16 protein-coding genes are annotated in these 16549 nt (G+C 63.9%); 13 read left to right on the plus strand and 3 right to left on the minus strand.

What is annotated here, in order from left to right:
• The first annotated feature begins 139 nt into the window (after window positions 1-139).
• From pabB to BLW48_RS28835, 5 genes are all read left to right on the plus strand, one after another.
• A complete protein-coding gene (gene pabB / locus BLW48_RS28815; protein WP_093178902.1) occupies window positions 140-2335 on the plus strand; it encodes an aminodeoxychorismate synthase component I in 2196 nt (731 codons plus the stop codon).
• A complete protein-coding gene (locus tag BLW48_RS28820) occupies window positions 2328-3191 on the plus strand; it encodes a DMT family transporter (RefSeq protein WP_256330971.1) in 864 nt (287 codons plus the stop codon). The genes pabB and BLW48_RS28820 overlap by 8 nt, the downstream gene beginning before the upstream one ends.
• A 457-nt stretch (window positions 3192-3648) precedes the next feature.
• Window positions 3649-4584, plus strand: a complete 936-nt coding sequence (locus tag BLW48_RS28825) for a type IV toxin-antitoxin system AbiEi family antitoxin domain-containing protein (RefSeq protein ID WP_093178906.1) — start codon at window positions 3649-3651, stop codon at window positions 4582-4584.
• On the plus strand, window positions 4577-5473 hold the full coding sequence (locus BLW48_RS28830; protein ID WP_093178907.1) for a nucleotidyl transferase AbiEii/AbiGii toxin family protein: 897 nt from the start codon (window positions 4577-4579) through the stop codon (window positions 5471-5473). Before BLW48_RS28825 ends, BLW48_RS28830 begins: the two co-directional genes overlap by 8 nt.
• A gap of 232 nt (window positions 5474-5705) precedes the next feature.
• On the plus strand, window positions 5706-6302 hold the full coding sequence (locus tag BLW48_RS28835; RefSeq protein ID WP_093178909.1) for an acyl-homoserine-lactone synthase: 597 nt from the start codon (window positions 5706-5708) through the stop codon (window positions 6300-6302).
• Window positions 6303-6340: 38 nt separating this feature from the next.
• Here the strand turns inward: BLW48_RS28835 and BLW48_RS28840 are convergent, their stop codons facing one another.
• Window positions 6341-7051: an autoinducer binding domain-containing protein gene (locus tag BLW48_RS28840; protein WP_093178910.1), complete on the minus strand. Its 711-nt coding sequence runs from the start codon at window positions 7049-7051 to the stop codon at window positions 6341-6343.
• 338 nt (window positions 7052-7389) lie between these two features.
• On the opposite strand from BLW48_RS28840, the gene BLW48_RS28845 reads away from it, so the two are divergent.
• A complete protein-coding gene (locus BLW48_RS28845; RefSeq protein WP_093178912.1) occupies window positions 7390-8376 on the plus strand; it encodes a GlxA family transcriptional regulator in 987 nt (328 codons plus the stop codon).
• 166 nt (window positions 8377-8542) lie between these two features.
• On the opposite strand, the gene BLW48_RS28850 is transcribed toward BLW48_RS28845, so the two are convergent.
• Both BLW48_RS28850 and BLW48_RS28855 read right to left on the minus strand, forming a co-directional pair.
• Complete coding sequence (locus tag BLW48_RS28850) at window positions 8543-9451, minus strand: ParB/RepB/Spo0J family partition protein (protein WP_093178913.1); 909 nt, start codon at window positions 9449-9451, stop codon at window positions 8543-8545.
• Window positions 9448-10239 carry a ParA family protein gene (locus BLW48_RS28855; protein ID WP_093178915.1) on the minus strand — a complete coding sequence of 264 codons (792 nt, stop codon included), beginning with the start codon at window positions 10237-10239 and terminating at the stop codon, window positions 9448-9450. Before BLW48_RS28855 ends, BLW48_RS28850 begins: the two co-directional genes overlap by 4 nt.
• A 183-nt stretch (window positions 10240-10422) precedes the next feature.
• Between BLW48_RS28855 and BLW48_RS28860 the strand changes: the two genes are divergently transcribed.
• From BLW48_RS28860 to BLW48_RS28885, 7 genes are read left to right on the plus strand one after another with little or no spacing between them, the layout of a single operon-like run.
• On the plus strand, window positions 10423-10992 hold the full coding sequence (locus BLW48_RS28860; protein WP_093178917.1) for a DUF4200 domain-containing protein: 570 nt from the start codon (window positions 10423-10425) through the stop codon (window positions 10990-10992).
• Window positions 10989-11489 carry a TrbC/VirB2 family protein gene (locus tag BLW48_RS35925; RefSeq protein WP_256330972.1) on the plus strand — a complete coding sequence of 167 codons (501 nt, stop codon included), beginning with the start codon at window positions 10989-10991 and terminating at the stop codon, window positions 11487-11489. Before BLW48_RS28860 ends, BLW48_RS35925 begins: the two co-directional genes overlap by 4 nt.
• A gap of 12 nt (window positions 11490-11501) precedes the next feature.
• The gene (locus BLW48_RS28870) at window positions 11502-11870 is read left to right on the plus strand and encodes a VirB3 family type IV secretion system protein (RefSeq protein ID WP_093178920.1); all 369 of its coding nucleotides are present in this window, start codon (window positions 11502-11504) and stop codon (window positions 11868-11870) included.
• A gap of 14 nt (window positions 11871-11884) precedes the next feature.
• Window positions 11885-14395, plus strand: a complete 2511-nt coding sequence (locus BLW48_RS28875) for a VirB4 family type IV secretion/conjugal transfer ATPase (protein ID WP_093178921.1) — start codon at window positions 11885-11887, stop codon at window positions 14393-14395.
• Entirely contained in the window at window positions 14388-15122 is a 735-nt protein-coding gene (locus tag BLW48_RS28880) for a TrbJ/VirB5 family protein (protein WP_093178923.1), read from the plus strand. The genes BLW48_RS28875 and BLW48_RS28880 overlap by 8 nt, the downstream gene beginning before the upstream one ends.
• A gap of 15 nt (window positions 15123-15137) precedes the next feature.
• Window positions 15138-15362: a hypothetical protein gene (locus tag BLW48_RS35130; protein WP_143047806.1), complete on the plus strand. Its 225-nt coding sequence runs from the start codon at window positions 15138-15140 to the stop codon at window positions 15360-15362.
• 11 nt (window positions 15363-15373) lie between these two features.
• Window positions 15374-16426: a TrbL/VirB6 family protein gene (locus tag BLW48_RS28885; protein ID WP_093178924.1), complete on the plus strand. Its 1053-nt coding sequence runs from the start codon at window positions 15374-15376 to the stop codon at window positions 16424-16426.
• Window positions 16427-16549: the final 123 nt, after the last annotated feature.

Raw genomic sequence — 16549 nt, forward strand, 5'->3', positions numbered from 1 at the left:
GCCTCAGGCACTCCCAACGTGCCCTGCATGCCGCCCGCCCAGGCAGGCAGGCAGGCAGGCAACTAGCACATCGTGCAGTGGCGCCGTCGGTCCGATTCCCCAACGATGCAGACCTCTGCCATGAGCCAAGGAGCCTCCCATGCGCACCCTCCTGATCGACAACTACGACTCATTCACCTACAACCTGTACCAGTATCTGGCCGCCTGCAATGCCGAGCCGCCGATCGTCCTGCGCAACAACGAGATGAGCTGGGACGAGGTCGAACGCCTGCCCTTCGACAACATCGTGATCTCGCCAGGCCCCGGACGTCCGCAGCGCCCCCAGGATCTGGGCATCTCGGCGGACGCGCTGCAGCGCTCTCGCAAGCCCGTGCTGGGCGTCTGCCTGGGCCACCAGGCGATCGCTCACCACTGCGGCGCGCGGGTCGACCTGGCGGTGCGGCCGATGCACGGGCGTCTGGACCGCATCTCGCACACGCAGTGCGACCTTTTCACCGGCATTCCGGATCGCTTCGAAGCGGTGCGCTACCACTCGCTGGCGGTCACTCAGCTTCCTTCATCCCTCGAGCCGCTTGCCTGGACGTCCGACGGGACGCTGATGGCGTTGCGCCACGTCTCGCGCCCCTGGTGGGGCGTGCAGTTCCACCCGGAGTCAATCTGCACGGAATTCGGCGCACGGCTGCTACGCAATTTCAGGGAACTGACCGAGGCATGGCACGCACAGGCACCGCAGCGCGAGGCCCGTGATCACCTCGGGCCCGCGCTGCGGTTCGAAGGACCGCGGGCGCTGTCGCTGCATGCCGAGTGCATCGACACCGAGGCCGATGCCGAGACGGTGTTCGTGCGCACTTTCGCGCACGGCGACTGCGCCTTCTGGCTGGACAGCAGTCTCGCCGAGGCTGGGCGGGCACGCTTTTCCTTCATGGGAGATGCGAGCGGGCCGCGGACCCGAGTGCTGACCTATCGCACGGCACCGCGCGAGCTGTTGGTGCGCCGGGGCGACACCGTCCAGGTGCGCGACGAAAGCATCTTCGACTACCTGCGCGACCACATTCCCGGTCTGCCACCCTCAGGCCCGAGTCTCCCTTTCGACTTCGCGAGTGGCTTCGTAGGCTATTTCGGCTACGAGCTCAAGCGGGAACTGGACGGGTCGCGCATGCACGACGCCGATACCCCGGACGCGATGTGGATCCTCGCTGACCGATTCCTCGCCTTCGACCATGCCGAGCGGCAGGTCTGGATCGTCTGTCTGGATGAGACCGTCCCGGGTGATGAGAATCGCCGCTGGATGCAAGCCATGCGCGAAGGCCTGAATGGCGCGCAGAAGCTCGCAGCAGACACCAGCGGCGACGCCGCCCGTGATCTGCATTCACTGGGATGGCGGGTGGACCTGGGCACCTACCGCGATCTCATCCTTCGCTGCCAGCACGAGATTCTGCAAGGCGACACCTACGAGGTCTGCCTCACGAACCAACTGGTGGGCGAGGGACGCATCAGTCCGCTGGAGATATACCGGGTTCTGCGCAGGCACAACCCAGCACCCTATTCGGCCTACCTGCGCGTGGGCGGCTATGCCGTGCTGTGCGCATCGCCCGAGCTCTTCCTGCACATCTCTGGCACCAGGGATGTGGAGTCCAAGCCCATCAAGGGCACCGCGGCGCGCGGTGCAACGCCGGCAGAAGACCTTGCGATCGCCGACGCGATGGTCGCCGACGAGAAGACGCGCGCGGAAAACCTGATGATCGTCGACCTGCTGCGCAATGACCTCAACCGGGTGTGCGAGATCGACAGCGTCCATGTGCCCAGCCTGTTCGCGGTGGAGACCTACGCCACCGTGCATCAGCTGGTCAGCACCATCCGAGGCCGGCTGCGCTCCGACATCGGCGCCGTGGACTGCGTGCGCGCTGCCTTCCCGGGGGGCTCCATGACCGGCGCGCCCAAGGTACGCACGATGAAGATCCTCGATGAACTCGAAGGGGCCGCCCGCGGCATCTACTCGGGCAGCATCGGCTATCTTTCGCTCGACGGCGCAGCCCAGCTCAACATCGTGATCCGTACCCTGGTGGCGGCCAACGGCCGGATCTCCATCGGCGCTGGCGGCGCCATCGTCGCCATGTCCGACCCGGATGCCGAAGTCGAGGAGATCGTGCTCAAGGCCCAAGCCCTGTGGGATGTGCTGAGGCATTGCGGTGCGCCGCTTGGGCCGCGACCGGGGACGGTGGCGAATACGGAATCGGCGGCCGATGCCGTCACGTGGCCCGCGTCACGGGAGTCATCCGCCTCCACGGTCCCGCAGAACCCAGCGTCGGCAACGCCCTCCTCCAGCGATGGCTAGTGCGCAGGCCAATCGCCGAGGGATCGCCCTTATGCTGGTGGCCATGGGCTGCTATGTGCTCAACGATACCTTCGTCAAGCTGACGGCCCCGAGCCTGCCCCCCGGGCAGATCCTCGCCGTGCGCGGTGCCTTTGCCAGTGCCCTCGTCCTAGCTATCGCCTGGCGGGCTCAGGTGGGCTGGCGCGCCGCGCTGCGTCCCGTCATCGGGGTGCGTTGCGGACTCGAGATCACGACCGCCCTTGCCTCCGTGGTTGCTCTGTCGCTCGCGCCCCTGGCCACGGTCAGCACGCTCATGATGACCGCGCCGCTCATGATTGCCGTCACCGCGATGGCGCTACGCTGGGAGCACTGGCGCGGCAGCCGTCTGCTCGCGATCGCGGCCGGCTTCGCTGGAGTCTTGCTGGTGATCCAGCCATCTGCACGCGCCGATGTCTCTGCGACTGGACATGCATGTGCGCTACTGTGCGCTGCCTCACTGGCCGCCCGTGATCTGGTGACGCGGCACATCCCCGTCGCGATCCCGTCGGCGACCATCGCCGTCGCAACCACGCTTGCCGTGTGCCTGGCCGGACTGTTGCTGGGGCTCGTGGAGAACTGGGCGCCGCTCTCGCAGCGTGAACTCACCGCGCTGGCCGCCGCCGCGGGCTGCGCAGCGCTGGGCAACTACGCACTCATCGCCGCCTGCCGCGGCGTTGATCTCTCTGTCGTCACGCCCTTTCGCTACAGCCTCATCGTCTGGGCCATGCTGCTGGGATACGCGATCTGGGGCGACATACCGCCTCCCCACGCCGCGCTCGGCGTGGTCCTGATCATCGCAGCGGGTGCCTTCAACATCTGGGCGGCGCGGCGCCCGTGAACAAGCACCCTCCAGCGTCGCACCCAATACCCATCACCTTGCACGGCGGAGTCCACCTCTAGGCCGGCGGGACGCCCGCAACCGGCATGTGTCGATCGCCCTCCAGGGTGTCTCGAGTGCGGCGATGTCATAGGCTGGCTCGGCGAATGAAGACTTGATGCACACGTTGAACATTCCCAGTCCGAGCACAGATGCAATCGAACCGAGCCGGCTTCGAGATCATTCGTTCAGCATGGCAAGTACAATGCGTCCTTAGGACGCATTGTACTTGCCATGCCTTCACAGCCATCTCTTTGAGATCTCAGCTTTACCACGGAATCGTATTTGGCACAGTTGAAAATTCCATCAAATATCTGTAAACTGCGTCCTAAGGACGCAGTTTACAGATATTTGAGATCAATATACCAAACACAGACACCCTCTTTTCTCCCCAATCCCTTCGACTCAGGCTGCCCAAATGCCAATGACATCCACTGTGCATCAGGATCTCGTCTCCTCCGTGGCGGACGCCCTCGCACTGATCAAGGAGCCGGCTGTCTCTTCGTATGAACTCGGCAAGCTGGTTTTCTCCCACCTGCCTCGATCATCCCGGCCGGCACAGTCCAGAGCAATGTACGAGCAGGTGCTGACGGCTCTGAAGGGCGTACGCCTCCTCACACCCATCCCCACATCGGCGCAGGAAACCGCTTACCTCCTGTTCGGAAGCACCAGGGCCACGCCTGATGAGATCATGTGCAGCCTGGATCCATTCGCTTACGTCTCCCATCTGAGTGCCATGGAATACCATGGCCTGACCGATCGCTTCTCAAAGATTGTCTACATGACAACACCACCAGTGACAGCCTGGCGCAGGCAAGCACAGGCTCGCATGGCAAGGGACCTGGATGACAGGCTCGAGGACTACAAGAGCTCCGGCCTGCCGCGGCTTACCCGCCCTCACATCAACAACATCGGGCATACGAATATCGAGTTTCACGAAAGATCGCAGTTTGGTGCATTCAGGAATGTCGCCGAATCACCCCTACGCGTGGCGACGCTCGGACGCGTCTTTCTGGACATGCTGAGAGAGCCGAAGCTCTGTGGAGGCATCCAGCACGTTCTCGATGTCTACCGGAAAGAAGCAAAGCGATATCTCAAACTGATCGTGGACGAAACAGACAGGCATGGCCAGCCTATCGACAAGGTTCGGGCAGGTTTCGTGATCACTGAGGTCTGTCGGCTCGACTCGCCAGTCATCGATGAGTGGCAAAAGTTTGCGCAACGCGGCGGCTCCCGGAAACTTGACGCTGAAAACGAATACGCCCCCGTCTATTCCGAACGATGGCAGTTGTCCATCAACGTCCCATCGCTAGCCCTCGCGGCCTCCTACGACCACTCCAACGGAAATGCTTGAAGAAATCGATCTCCCGCAGTGGGTGTCACAGGCTCCCGCCGACAAACGCAATTTCAGGGAAGCGGTGCACATCATCCTGACCGCGATTGGTACATCGACTGCCCTGCGCTCCAAGATGATCATGAAGGGTGGCCTGCTGATGGCCATTCGCTACGACAGCGGGCGGTTCACCAAGGACGTGGATTTTTCCACGCGCGAAAAATATGCTGCGGGCATGGAGCAAGAGCTGATCGACGAACTCGACCAACAGCTTGAAGTGGCCAATGACGCTCTTTCCTATGACACGATGTGTCGTCGCCAACGCGCCGAAATCCGTCCAGCCCGTCCCGACGCGCAATTTCCCACACTGGCCCTCAACATTGGTTATGCACCCAGGAGCAAGCGCAACGAGTTGGACAGGCTGCTGAACAGACAGGCTCCCACAATCGTAGAGATCGACTACAGCTACAACGAGGCAGTCTACGACGTGGAGATTCTCGAACTCGGTGATGGCGACCAGTTGCGGGTCTACAGTTTCCTCAACCTGATGGCAGAAAAATTGCGCTCTCTGCTCCAGCAGCCGATCCGCAGACGCAACCGACGCCAGGATGTCTACGACCTGCACCTGTTGGTTACTCAAAGCAAACCCCTGAGCGACCAAGAACGCGCTTCTCTTCTCATCCTGCTCCAGGCATCCTGCAGAGCGAGAGAAATAGAACCCGGCATCGACTCTCTCGCCGATCCGAAAGTCAGGGAAATGGCCAAACAAGGATACGAGGAACTATCCCCCGAGATCGAGGGAGCGCTGCCCCCATTCGATGTGGCTTACGCCACAGTCCAGGCCTTCTACGCTGCGCTGCCGTGGAACGCGATGCAAGAGTCCGTGCCACCATCGCAAGCACCGCGATAGAAGCAGCGCAGATGCACTGGGCGCGCAGGCCGGCCCAACTCCGGCCATGAAACGCGTACCCTGCCCCTTCATCGCGCCGGGCTCATGCACGAGCATCTGTCTAGCGACGGCAGAGTCGCCTTGACTGCCGCGCACAAGCTGCACATCGGCCGCCCGCCCTATCAACTCTGACAGTGTCCCTCGCGTCTGTCATCAGGCTGTAATGCGACCTCATGTAGCAAGAGGTGACGTCATGGAGATCATCGCGGGAACAGTCGATTCATTCTCCGCAGGGGTACTGTTCGACATGGCGCGCTACCGGCACCAGGTTTTCGTCGAGAAGCTGGGCTGGAAGCTGCAAACGCGCGGGCGGTTCGAGCTCGACGAGTTCGACCGGAAGGACACTATCTATCTGATCGCGCGCAATCCGGAGGGCGAGATCGTGGGGACCAGCCGCTTGTTGCCGACGCACCGGCCTTACCTGCTGGCCTCGGTCTTTCCGCAACTGCTCGGCAGCATTCCTGCACCGTGCTCGCCGCAGATCTGGGAGCTGTCACGGTTCGCCGCCGTCGACGGTGTTCGTCTCAGCCCCGGCGATGACCTGTGCGGATCGTCGCTCGCGCTGGACATGCTGGGTGCTGCGATGCAGGCGGTCGCGAAAGAGGGCGGGCAGCGACTGATCTCCGCCTCGCCCCTGGGCGTCGAGCGCATCCTGCGCCGTGCAGGCGTGCATGCGCACCGGGCGGCACCGCCGGTGCTGATCGAGGGCCAGTATCTGTTTGCCTGCTACATCGACGTGGACAAAGGCTGGCGCCCGCGCCAGGACCGCTGCGGCAATGAGACCCGATGAACACATGCGCAGCCCCGATGCCGGCTGCAGCCATTGGGTCAGTTCAGAACCCCGAGGCGCGAAGAGCGCGCCACGGCCGAGTTCTTGTTGTTGGCACGCAATCTGGCGATCGCATTCCTGATGTGGAAGTTGACGGTCGGCTTCGAGATGCCGAGGATGTGCGCGATCTCGTCGCTCGTCTTGCCGTCGGCAGTCCAGCGCAACACTTCAACCTGCCGGCTCGTCAGCGGCTCGAGGCCTGCCAGTGGACTCTCCCCGAGGCAATGGGCGAGCGCCTGGTGAGCCGTGTTCACCAGCCATTGGAGCAGTGGATCCTTGGCGCGCATCTCTGTCGCGGTGAGCGGCTCACTCGATCTGGCAAGCGACAGCATGCCCACGCGGGCGTCGGCCTCGAAGACCGATTGCGCCCAGCCGACACGCAGACCGAAGGAGCGCGCTTCATCCCACATGCGCGGCGTGTCCCGGAAAACCTCGTTGCTCCAGACCACCGGCGTCCGACTGCGCACTCCATGGGCAACGGTGGGGTCGACCTGGAGGTATCCCGCATCCAGATACCGGTGATTCCAGCGCTCGTCGTAGGTGCTGAGCATCAAGGTCCGGGGGCGGGTGAACGGCACGAAGATGCGCAACCCGTAGGCGCAGTGCTCGAAGCCGAGGTGTCTGGCTGCCACGCTGATCTGCTCGAGCACCTGGGATGGCTCGCTCGCCTCGGTCAATCGGCCGAGAACATCCTGTGTCCAATCGTTCATGGGTGTTCTTTCTGGAGCGCCGGCCCCCCCGCGTTCGTCGCAAGCGCAGTCGACGCCGCTTCTGCGGCAGCCTGGCGGGCACCATGGCTGTCCGAGGGCTTGAGCCCGGGAACCAACCGACCCTCGCGCCAGTCTGTCCCGTGCACATGGCGCTCGGTTCAGCACGTCATGGAGGCGGGGCTTGACAGTCTAGAAGCGCGACGCCCATCCATGAAAGCAAATTGACCACCATTTCTGCCAATCGCGCGAGCTCCGGCCCGGCGAGCACTGGCAACGCACTGCGCAGGTTCGGGAGGGTGCAGATTGATCCCCAATGTGGATACGGTAGCCCCTAAACGATGCACAAGATCTGGTTTCTGCTGCTTCCCGGGTTCCTTCTCGCCGACGTGATCGGCATGATCGCGGTCTTCAATGCCGCCAATGCCCTGCGCAGGACGCGGAGCAATGTCGCCGCTTATGCCATTCGACTGGCCTCCATCGCGGGTGGGCCCGTCTCCAGCTCCAGCGGTATTGCGTTGCCCGCCAGCGCACTGCCGCGCCAGCTCACGGGTCGCGCGAACACGCTCGTCATTGCCGGAGTGCCCGACTCGGCTTCGCCCCGGAACGGACCGACCAGCGTCCAGCGCCTGTGTGAATGGCTCTCCAACGGCCGAAGGCATCTGAAGCGCTGCGCCTTGCTGGGGACCAGGACCCTGTTGCCGCTGGTGCCGAGCATCCGCGGCGCACGACGACCAGAGCGCCCGATGCCGTCGAATCCGCCACGTGCGCGCAAGGAAAGATCTGACCCGTTCACCGTCCGCATGACCACACGCGGCTGGCGGGTCGTCGAACCGGATCAGGGCGTGGACTTGGCACTGTCGTGGGTCGAGCAGGACAAGGGGCCATGGTTTGCCGACTCGCTCGCCTCACGTCTGCCAGAGCCGCGCAGCCGACGCTACGGCGTGAAGCGCCATCGCGGTGCCCCGATCGAGAAACCCGTGCTCGATGCGCGCATCGCCGCATTGCATCTGTGGATCTCGGCACACCTGCGCGAGAAGCTCAGTGTCGCCATGCTGGCACAACAGGTTCACATGTCGGCGCGCTCTTTCGTGCGCTTCTACAAGCGCACGACGGGTCTCACGCCGGGGCGCGGTGTGCAACAGATTCGCCTCGAGATGGCCTGCCGCCTGATCGAAACGAGTACACGCCCTCTCAAGGCCGTCGCCGCGCAATGCGGCTACGGATCCCAGGAGGTGATGCGCCGGGTCTTTCTGCGCAGCCTGAAGATGACACCGCTCGAATACAAACGCCGCCACATGGTGGCGAGCTGTACGCACCCGGCATAGCCTTATGCTTGCCGCGGGAACGCCGAGTATGAATGAGCAGCTCCATCGCTCGCACCTTCCCACTCGACTCGAAAAGAGAAGCTTGGCACTCCGGGCGGTAAGGCCGGGCAACATGACTTGCTGACCACATGCGCGCACGTTCTGATCCCCCAGAACGCATGCGTCCCTATTCCTCCGTGGCCCAGCACACCGGCCGCAAGTCCGCCAGCGGCAGCAAGGCGCACGTCCCATCGCCGAACCGGACCTCGCCGACATTGCTGTCCTGTGCCTTGATGCGCAATGCCCCGCGCCGCCCGCCATGCTCCACCACCAGCACCGTGCGCCCGCTGCTGGCCACCCTGCCCACCCTGCAGCCGCTCGTTGCCGTCTCCGGAGGTCCGCCGGACTCGCGAGGTCGCAGACACCCCGGCGCTTCATCAGGACGGGCACGACCGATCGGGCCACCTCGCGCCAGCAGTTCCTGAATTTCATGCGGCCGATCGCGCGCAACCGCCACCAGTTGGTACAGCGTCCGGATATCACCGCCGAGCCGTCCCTGATCCACCGCTCTTCGCAATTCCTCAGGCGCTTCGTTCAGCTTGGCAGCTTCCGTGATGAAGGAGCGCGGCTTGCCCAACCGGCGCGCGATCTCGGCGCGCGAGTGCCCTTCCCTCTCCCGCTCGGCGATGAACGTGGCCAGATCGAGCGGCGACATGTCCTCGCGATGCAGGTTCTCCACGGCCTGCGCGAACGGGTCGACCCGTTCATCCACAAAGGCTGCAATGGCGGCGAGTCCGGCCCGACGCGCCGCGCGCACCCGGCGCTCGCCTCGGTTGACGATGTACCGGTCCGGCTGCTCGGAATGGGATCGCAGGGATACCGGCTCCAGCACGCCATGCTGGCGGATCGATTCGGCAAGTTCCTCGATGCCGGTGCCCTGGATACGCCGGCGCGGCTGGGCAGGATCGAAGTCGATGCGATCCAGCGCCACCTGCATGGGCATGCCCGGGGCAAGGCAGCCCGCATCACCCCCCAGCAGGTCGACCGCCCTGAATTGCGACAGCCCGCTCAGATCCAGGCCGTCGTGCTCTCTCATGCCCTCACCTCACCCATTCGCGCCGTCTCGCCCGAACCGGTGATGCGCTGCTGGAGCAGCTCGAACACCTGCATCACCTCGAGACTCGCCTCCCGTGCGGCACTCTTCGGCAGTTTCCACACCGGAACACCTTCGGCCAGCGCTTCGGGAATCGCCGAACGGATCGAGATCCGCGCCGGGATCGCGAACTCCCGGAAGTTCTTGGCCAGCTCCTGCATCGCGGCCTTCTGCCGCAACGACCGCGGATTGAACCGGTTCAGCACGATGCCGGCCAGCCGCAACTGCGGGTTGTAGCGCTGTCTGACACCGAAGACGGTCTTGAGCATGTCCGTGACACCGTCGATGCTGTACTCCTCCAGCTCGATCGGACAGACCACGGCGGTGGCAGCGATCAGCGCCGCGCTCATTCGCAAGCCCAGCGCCGGCGGCGTATCGATCACGATCGTGTCGAAATCCTGCGCCAGCCGCATCACGCTTCTGCGGAATGCGGGAATCACCACTTCCGGCTTCGCGAGCTCAATGTCGGCCACGCTCCTGCTGCTCGCCACGAGCGCAATGCCCTGCTTGCACGGCAACGGGATCGGTGGCGCGGTCTGGCCGAAGAGCGCGGACGCGTCGATGTCTGTCGCGAACCGGCGCAACGACTTCGAACTGTTGGCCTGCGTATCGAGGTCGATCACGCACACGGACTGGCGCTGCATGTCGGCCAGCCAGCATGCGTACAGCACCGCCAGGGTGGACTTCCCAACCCCGCCTTTCTGATTGCCAAAGACGACCACGTTGTCCATGACTTGCTCCTCGCGCCTCGTCGGCCGTCGCGCCAAAGGCTGCGCTGCGCGTGTGTTTCGCGGAAAGACAGCGAGAGGCCTTCCCGGCCCCCGAAGTCAGGATTTAGCCCCTCGGGTCTTTCCAGCTCCACTGTCATAAGTGACAGTCGACACGCATACGGCGATGGGTGAACAGTGCACCCTATGCAAGCAAAGGATGTTCTCTGCGGCGAAGCGATCGGCGAGGTCGGACAAGCAGCCTTGCTTTGTCTGTTCGTTTTCGTCTGCGTGATGGCCGACGCGAGCGCCCCGCCCCTGCAAGCCTCGCCGGCCCCATCGCACGCCGTCGCTGCGTCAGAGCAGTCTGCTCGCGACAACGAACGCATGGAGATCCTCCGCCAGGAGTTGAAGAAATCCGAAGAGCAGATGGAAGGCCTCGTGCGTCGCAGGGCCGAGCGCATTGCCGCATCCGACATGCAAGCGGCGAACGAGGCCGAGGAGCAGCACGCCCGCGTGCTCCGCGATATCGCGGCCATCAAACGAGAGATGGCCTCGACCTCCCTCGGCACTGGAAGGGCTGCTGCGCTCAGACCCGTTGCCGGCCGCCCGGCCGAGAGCAGCCCCAGCGCGAGCAAGGGTACGGCGCCGATGCCCTGGTGGGATGTCTACGGCAGCGGCAGGCGTACCGGACTGCCCGCCTCGCATCCTCTTGCGTCCACCCCAGAGCAAGGCGTCCGCAGCACTCCCCGCTCGCCCACTGGAGTAGTGCCATGACCGCATGCTCGATCCGCAGCGCCGCATTGCCACTGCTTCTCACGGAAGTCCGCAGCGACTCCGTGCCAGTATCTCGTTGCCCTTGCGTTGAATCGGTCCGGCTGCACGCCGATGCATTCGACGTTCGAGGCGCTCGTCACGCGCCGCACCCCGATCCGGGCAAGACAGCCCGACCGTCCAGAGCTCCCATCTGGAACGTGAATGAAGTCCGCAACAGAACAAGAGGACTTGCACCACTGCTCATCGCGGTGCTTGCTGCGGTCCTTCCTGAGGTCGCCATGGCTGGAAGCCCGTTCGCTACCGGCGCGAACGCCACCCAGCAGCAACTCGTCGCCATCCTGACGCCGCTGGCAGCGGTCGCGGTGATGGTCTCCGGCGCCATGGCCTGGTTCGGGCGCCTGAGCTGGTGGTGGATGGTCGCCGTGGTGATCGGGACCGTACTGGTCTTCGGCGGGCCGCAGATCGTGTCCTGGATCCGGGGCCTGTTCGGGGTCTGAGAAGAGCACGTCATGAACCGCAACCAGGGCATCGTTGCCGACCCCCTGTTCGTAGGCATGACGCGGCCCTCTATGGTCTGGGGTGTCACCTACGCAGCCATGATGTTCAACATCGTCGTCACGACCGAGTCGTTCATCGTGACGAAGAACCTCGCCTGGCTGCTGGCCTTCGTACCGGTCCACGGGGTGCTCTACCTGGTGTGCCTGTACGAGCCGCGCTTCTTCGACCTTCTGCAGCTGTGGGGCCGCACGCGCCTGCCGGCCGTGCTCGGCGGCAACCAGCGGTTCTGGCGCGCCAACTCGTACAGCCCGCTGGCGCTGGACATGCCCGGCCTGCGAGGGCGTCGCCGCATGCGGGCGGTGCCGGCGGTGGTGGTCTGAGATCGGACGGCTTCATGCAACTGCTCTCCCGCTCCGAGAAGACGCTGCGCCGCGAGGTCGGCGCCGCAGCCATGATCCCGCTTGCGGCTCATGTCGACGAGCATGTGGCCCGCACGCGCGCAGGCGACTACGTCCAGACCCTGCGCCTGGGCGGTGCGAGCTTCGAGAGCGCAGACGACGAGGACATCAACAGCTGGCACGAGCGCCTCAACGTGCTGTTGCGCAACATCGCCTCGCCCAACCTGGCCCTGTGGACCCACGTGATCCGGCGCCGCGAGACCGGCTACCTGGCCGGGCGAACGGTCCCCGGCTTCGCCGAGGAAGTCGAGCAGCGCTATCGCCGGAAGATGGCCGGCGAGCGGCTGATGGTCAACGAGCTGTACCTGTCGCTCGTCTTTCGTCCGCAGGCCACCAGGATCGGCAACGCCGCACTGCACCTGCTCAAGCGCACGGATCCCGAAGGCGCGCAGGTCGAGCTGCGCGACTCCCTGGATGCCTGCACCAAGCTGCGCCAGGAGTTGCTTGCCGCCCTGGAGCGCTACGACCCGGCCGCGCTGGGCATCTACCAGCCGGAGGGAAGGGACGTGCTCTTCTCCTCGCTTGTGGAATTCCATGGCCTGCTGGTCAACGGGGAGTGGCAGCGCATGCCCCTGCCACGCTCGCCTCTGAACGAGGTCCTGGCCACCACTCGACCCTTCTTCGGCAGCGAGGCCATGGAATACCGCGCGGGGACCCAGACACGGATCGGCGCCTTCCTGGGGATCAAGGAATATCCGACGCCCACGGCACCGGGCATGTTCAGCGCCTTGCTGACTGCACCCTTCCCCTTCGTGCTCACCCAGAGCTTCACCTTCCTGGCCAAGGGCACCGCCACCGACATGATGAGTCGCCAGCACCACCGGATGGCGGCCGCGGGAGACCTGGCGGTCTCGCAGGCCGAAGAGCTCAAGGACGCGCTGGACGACCTGATGAGCAACCGGTTCGTGGTGGGCGACCACCACTTCAGCCTCCACGTGCTGGCCGACACCTACGACGGTGTCAGCGAGGCCGAGGGCCGGCCCCGCCTGAAGCAGCTCAACGACAACGTGGCGCGCGCCCGATACCTGCTGGGCGACACCGGGATGGTGGTGGCCCGGGAGGATCTCGCGCTGGAGGCTGCGTTCTGGGCGCAACTGCCTGGGAATTTCGGCTACCGCAACAGAAAAGCCCCCATCACCAGTCGCAACTTCGCGGCCATGTCACCGTTTCACAATTTCCCGACCGGCCGGGCGACAGGCAACTACTGGGGCAACGCGCTGACCATGTTCACGACGCGCGCCGGCTCGCCCTACTACTTCTCGCTGCATGCGAGCGACCCGCGCAGCCCGGATGGCGGCAGCCGGCGAGACGTGGGGCATATCACCGGCGTCGGGCCGCTCGGTACCGGAAAGACCACCCTGTTGGGCTTTTGCATGGTGGCGATCTGCAATCGCCTCGACGCCACCCAAGTCATCTTCGACAAGGACGAAGGGCTGCACATCCTGGTGCGCGCGCTGGACGGCCGGTACCTCTCCCTCAAGAACGGAACGCCGACCGGCTGCAATCCCCTGCAGCTCGACGACGCGATCCCCGACAACATCGAATTCATGCGGCACTGGCTCAGACGCCTCGTGATGCGCTCGCCGAACGATACCCTGACCGTCCGTCAGGAAGACGATCTCGACCAGGCACTGCGCGGCACCCTGAAACTCGATCCACCGTACAGGCGCCTGTCGCGACTGGTCGCCTTCCTCGACATCACGGACCCGGAGGGGATGCATGCGCGCCTTCGCAAATGGTGCGCTTCGGAGCATGGGGGCTACGCCTGGGTCTTCGACAACGATCAGGACGACGTGGCGTCCCTGCTCACCCGCCACTCCCTGATCGGCTTCGATGTGACCGACTTCCTGGACAACGAGGTAGTCCGGGCGCCGCTGACCATGTACCTCCTCCATCTGGTCAATCGCATGGTGGACGGTCGTCCACTCGTGTGCTGGATGGACGAGTTCGCCAAGCTCCTGAGCGACCCGGCCTTCACGAAGTTCGCCAAGAACGGGCTGGAGGCCTGGCGAAAGAAGAACGCCAACATCGCCACCTTCACCCAGAGCGCAAGCCATGTGCTCGATTCCAGCATCGCACGGGCGATCATCGAGCAGACGCCAACGAAGATCCTGCTCCCCAACCCGGAAGCGGATTACGACGAATACACCCAGGGCTTCAACCTGACGGACCGGGAGTTCGCGCTCATCAAGCAGGAGCTCGAACCAGGCTCGCGCCAGTTCCTCATCAAGCAGAACCACGTGAGCGTGGTCGCGCAGCTCGATCTCCGCGGTTTCGACGACGCCCTGCATGTCATCTCGGGACGCACCGGCAACGTCCGGCTCATGCGCGAACTCATGGAAAGGCATGGGCCACGGCCCGATCAATGGCTGCCCCCTTTCCGCGCGGCCCTGGCAGCACATCACCGTTCCCGTTCAACCTCGGCTCAGGAGGCCTTCCATGCATAGATACCTTCTCGCCTCCATCCTCGCCGCGGCATCCTTCCTGGCACCGCTGCGCGCACAGGCCGGCATCCCGGTGATCGACGTCACGGCGATCGCCAACCTGATGCAACAGGTCATGTACTGGCAGCAGCAGATCTCCGGGATGCAGAAGCAGTACGACCAACTGAAGGCATCGAAGGACCAGTTGGCCCAGACCCACAGCGCCCTGACAGGCACCCGAGGCATGGAGCAGTTGCTGTCGACCTCGGACCTCGCGCGCAACTACCTGCCTCCCAGCTACGGCGATCTGATGGACACGCTCAACGGCTCATCGGGCAACTATGCCGGGCTGGCCGACCAGGTGCAGTCGATCATGAGAGCCAACAGCGTCCTCTCCGGAACGCAGATGGATGCACTCAGCCCCGAACTGCGCCAGATCGTCGAGCAAGGCCGGCAGTCGGCAGCCATGCTCAACGGCATGACCCAGAGCGCCTACCAGAACACCAGCCAGCGCTTCTCGGCGCTGCAGCAACTGATCAACCGCATCGCCACCGCACAGGACCCCAAAGCGATCCAGGACCTGCAGGCCAGGATCCAGGCCGAGCAGAACATGCTCACCAATGAGCAGACGAAGCTGCAGAGTCTCTATCAAGTTGCCCAATCCGAAGAGCTGATGCGCAAACAACGCGCCCGGGAGCAATCCATATCGGACATCGGCTCCATGAGGTCGCTTCCCAGCGTCAACTACTAGCGCCCGGAATTTGAAATGAAAAAGACAACCTGGGCGCTGTTCGCAAGCATCGTTGTCACTGCGGCGGGCAGTGGTGCGTACTATCTCATCTGGCGCCAGACCGCAGAACAGGCCTCCCCCTTTCCTTCAGATCCAGTGCCGCAATTCGCAGATGGTGGACTGACCCGGCGGAAGCTCGAAGGTATTGGCAGCACGCGAGATCTGAAGCCGACACCCATCCCGCAAAGCAATGCCAGATAGCACTTGCGATCATGGGCTTCTTCGCACAATTCTTCTCGTGGCTCAACGGCCAACTCGCCAACTATGTTGGTACGCACTCGGCGCGGGTTGCATCCGCGATTGAGCCCGCAGCCGTAACACTCGCAACCATCTACGTGATGGTGTGGGGCTACCTCAGCCTCACCGGACGAATTCAAGAACCCGTCTGGGAGGGCGTCAAGCGGATCTTCACCATCGCAATCGTCCTCGGAGTCGGACTTCGGCTGTGGACTTACAACCAAGTCATCACGGATACCTTCTATCAAGCACCTGAGCAATTGGTGGCATCCATCGTCGGGGCTCCGACAGTCGTGAGCGTGATTGATCAAGTCTGGCTGGATGGAACAACGGTTGCGGAACAGTTGCTCAAAAAAGGAAGCGTGCTTGATAGCGACTTTGCGTTCTACGTCGCTGGCTTTCTGGTCTACCTGTTGGTTGGCCTGACCGTTGTCGTAACAGCGTACATGCTCGGCCTTTCCAAGGTGGCCATTGCAATCTTGTTGGCCCTGGGTCCGATCTTTATCGCCCTACTGTTCTTTGATGCAACCAGGCGCTTTTTTGAATCCTGGACTGCACAACTGGCCAACTACGCGCTCGTTGGGGTGCTGACCATGTTCGCTGCGTCGTTGCTCCTCAACGTTGTCAAGGCGTACGCGGCCGATGCGGCGGCGGCAGGTACCGGAATCACCATTGCCGCGAGTGCGCGAGTCTGCATTGCTTCGGCCCTCGTTTTCTTGGTAATGCGTCAAGTCATGCCAATCGCGGCAGGACTTGCGAGCGGCGTCGCGCTGAGCACCTATGGCGTTGTCAGCGGAATGCTCCGCTGGGGGCTCGGAGGCACCAAGCGAACCAGCTACGAGTTCAGCCGCGGCATGCTCGACGGCCTTCGGCGAGAGCCGGGTGGACGTTGGGATTCGTTCCGCCGCCTGGCGGGCAACCGCGTCGGTGCGGGCATGGCCTCCATCAGCGGCATCGGTACATCGCGACGCGGCGGCATCGTGCTTCCCAGGGAGCACGTCATGCCAGGCCCATCGCGCAATCGCTAGCGACAGATCCTGCGAATGCAATACACGACTGCGCTCTACGTGCTCGCCTTGCTGCTGACGGCCTGCGGTACTCGCCCACCTCTGCCGCCGGAATGCGAAGGGCCGCTCACGCCGATCAACGCT

The organism is Variovorax sp. YR266 (assembly GCF_900107295.1).
Taxonomy (GTDB): Bacteria; Pseudomonadota; Gammaproteobacteria; order Burkholderiales; family Burkholderiaceae_C; genus Variovorax.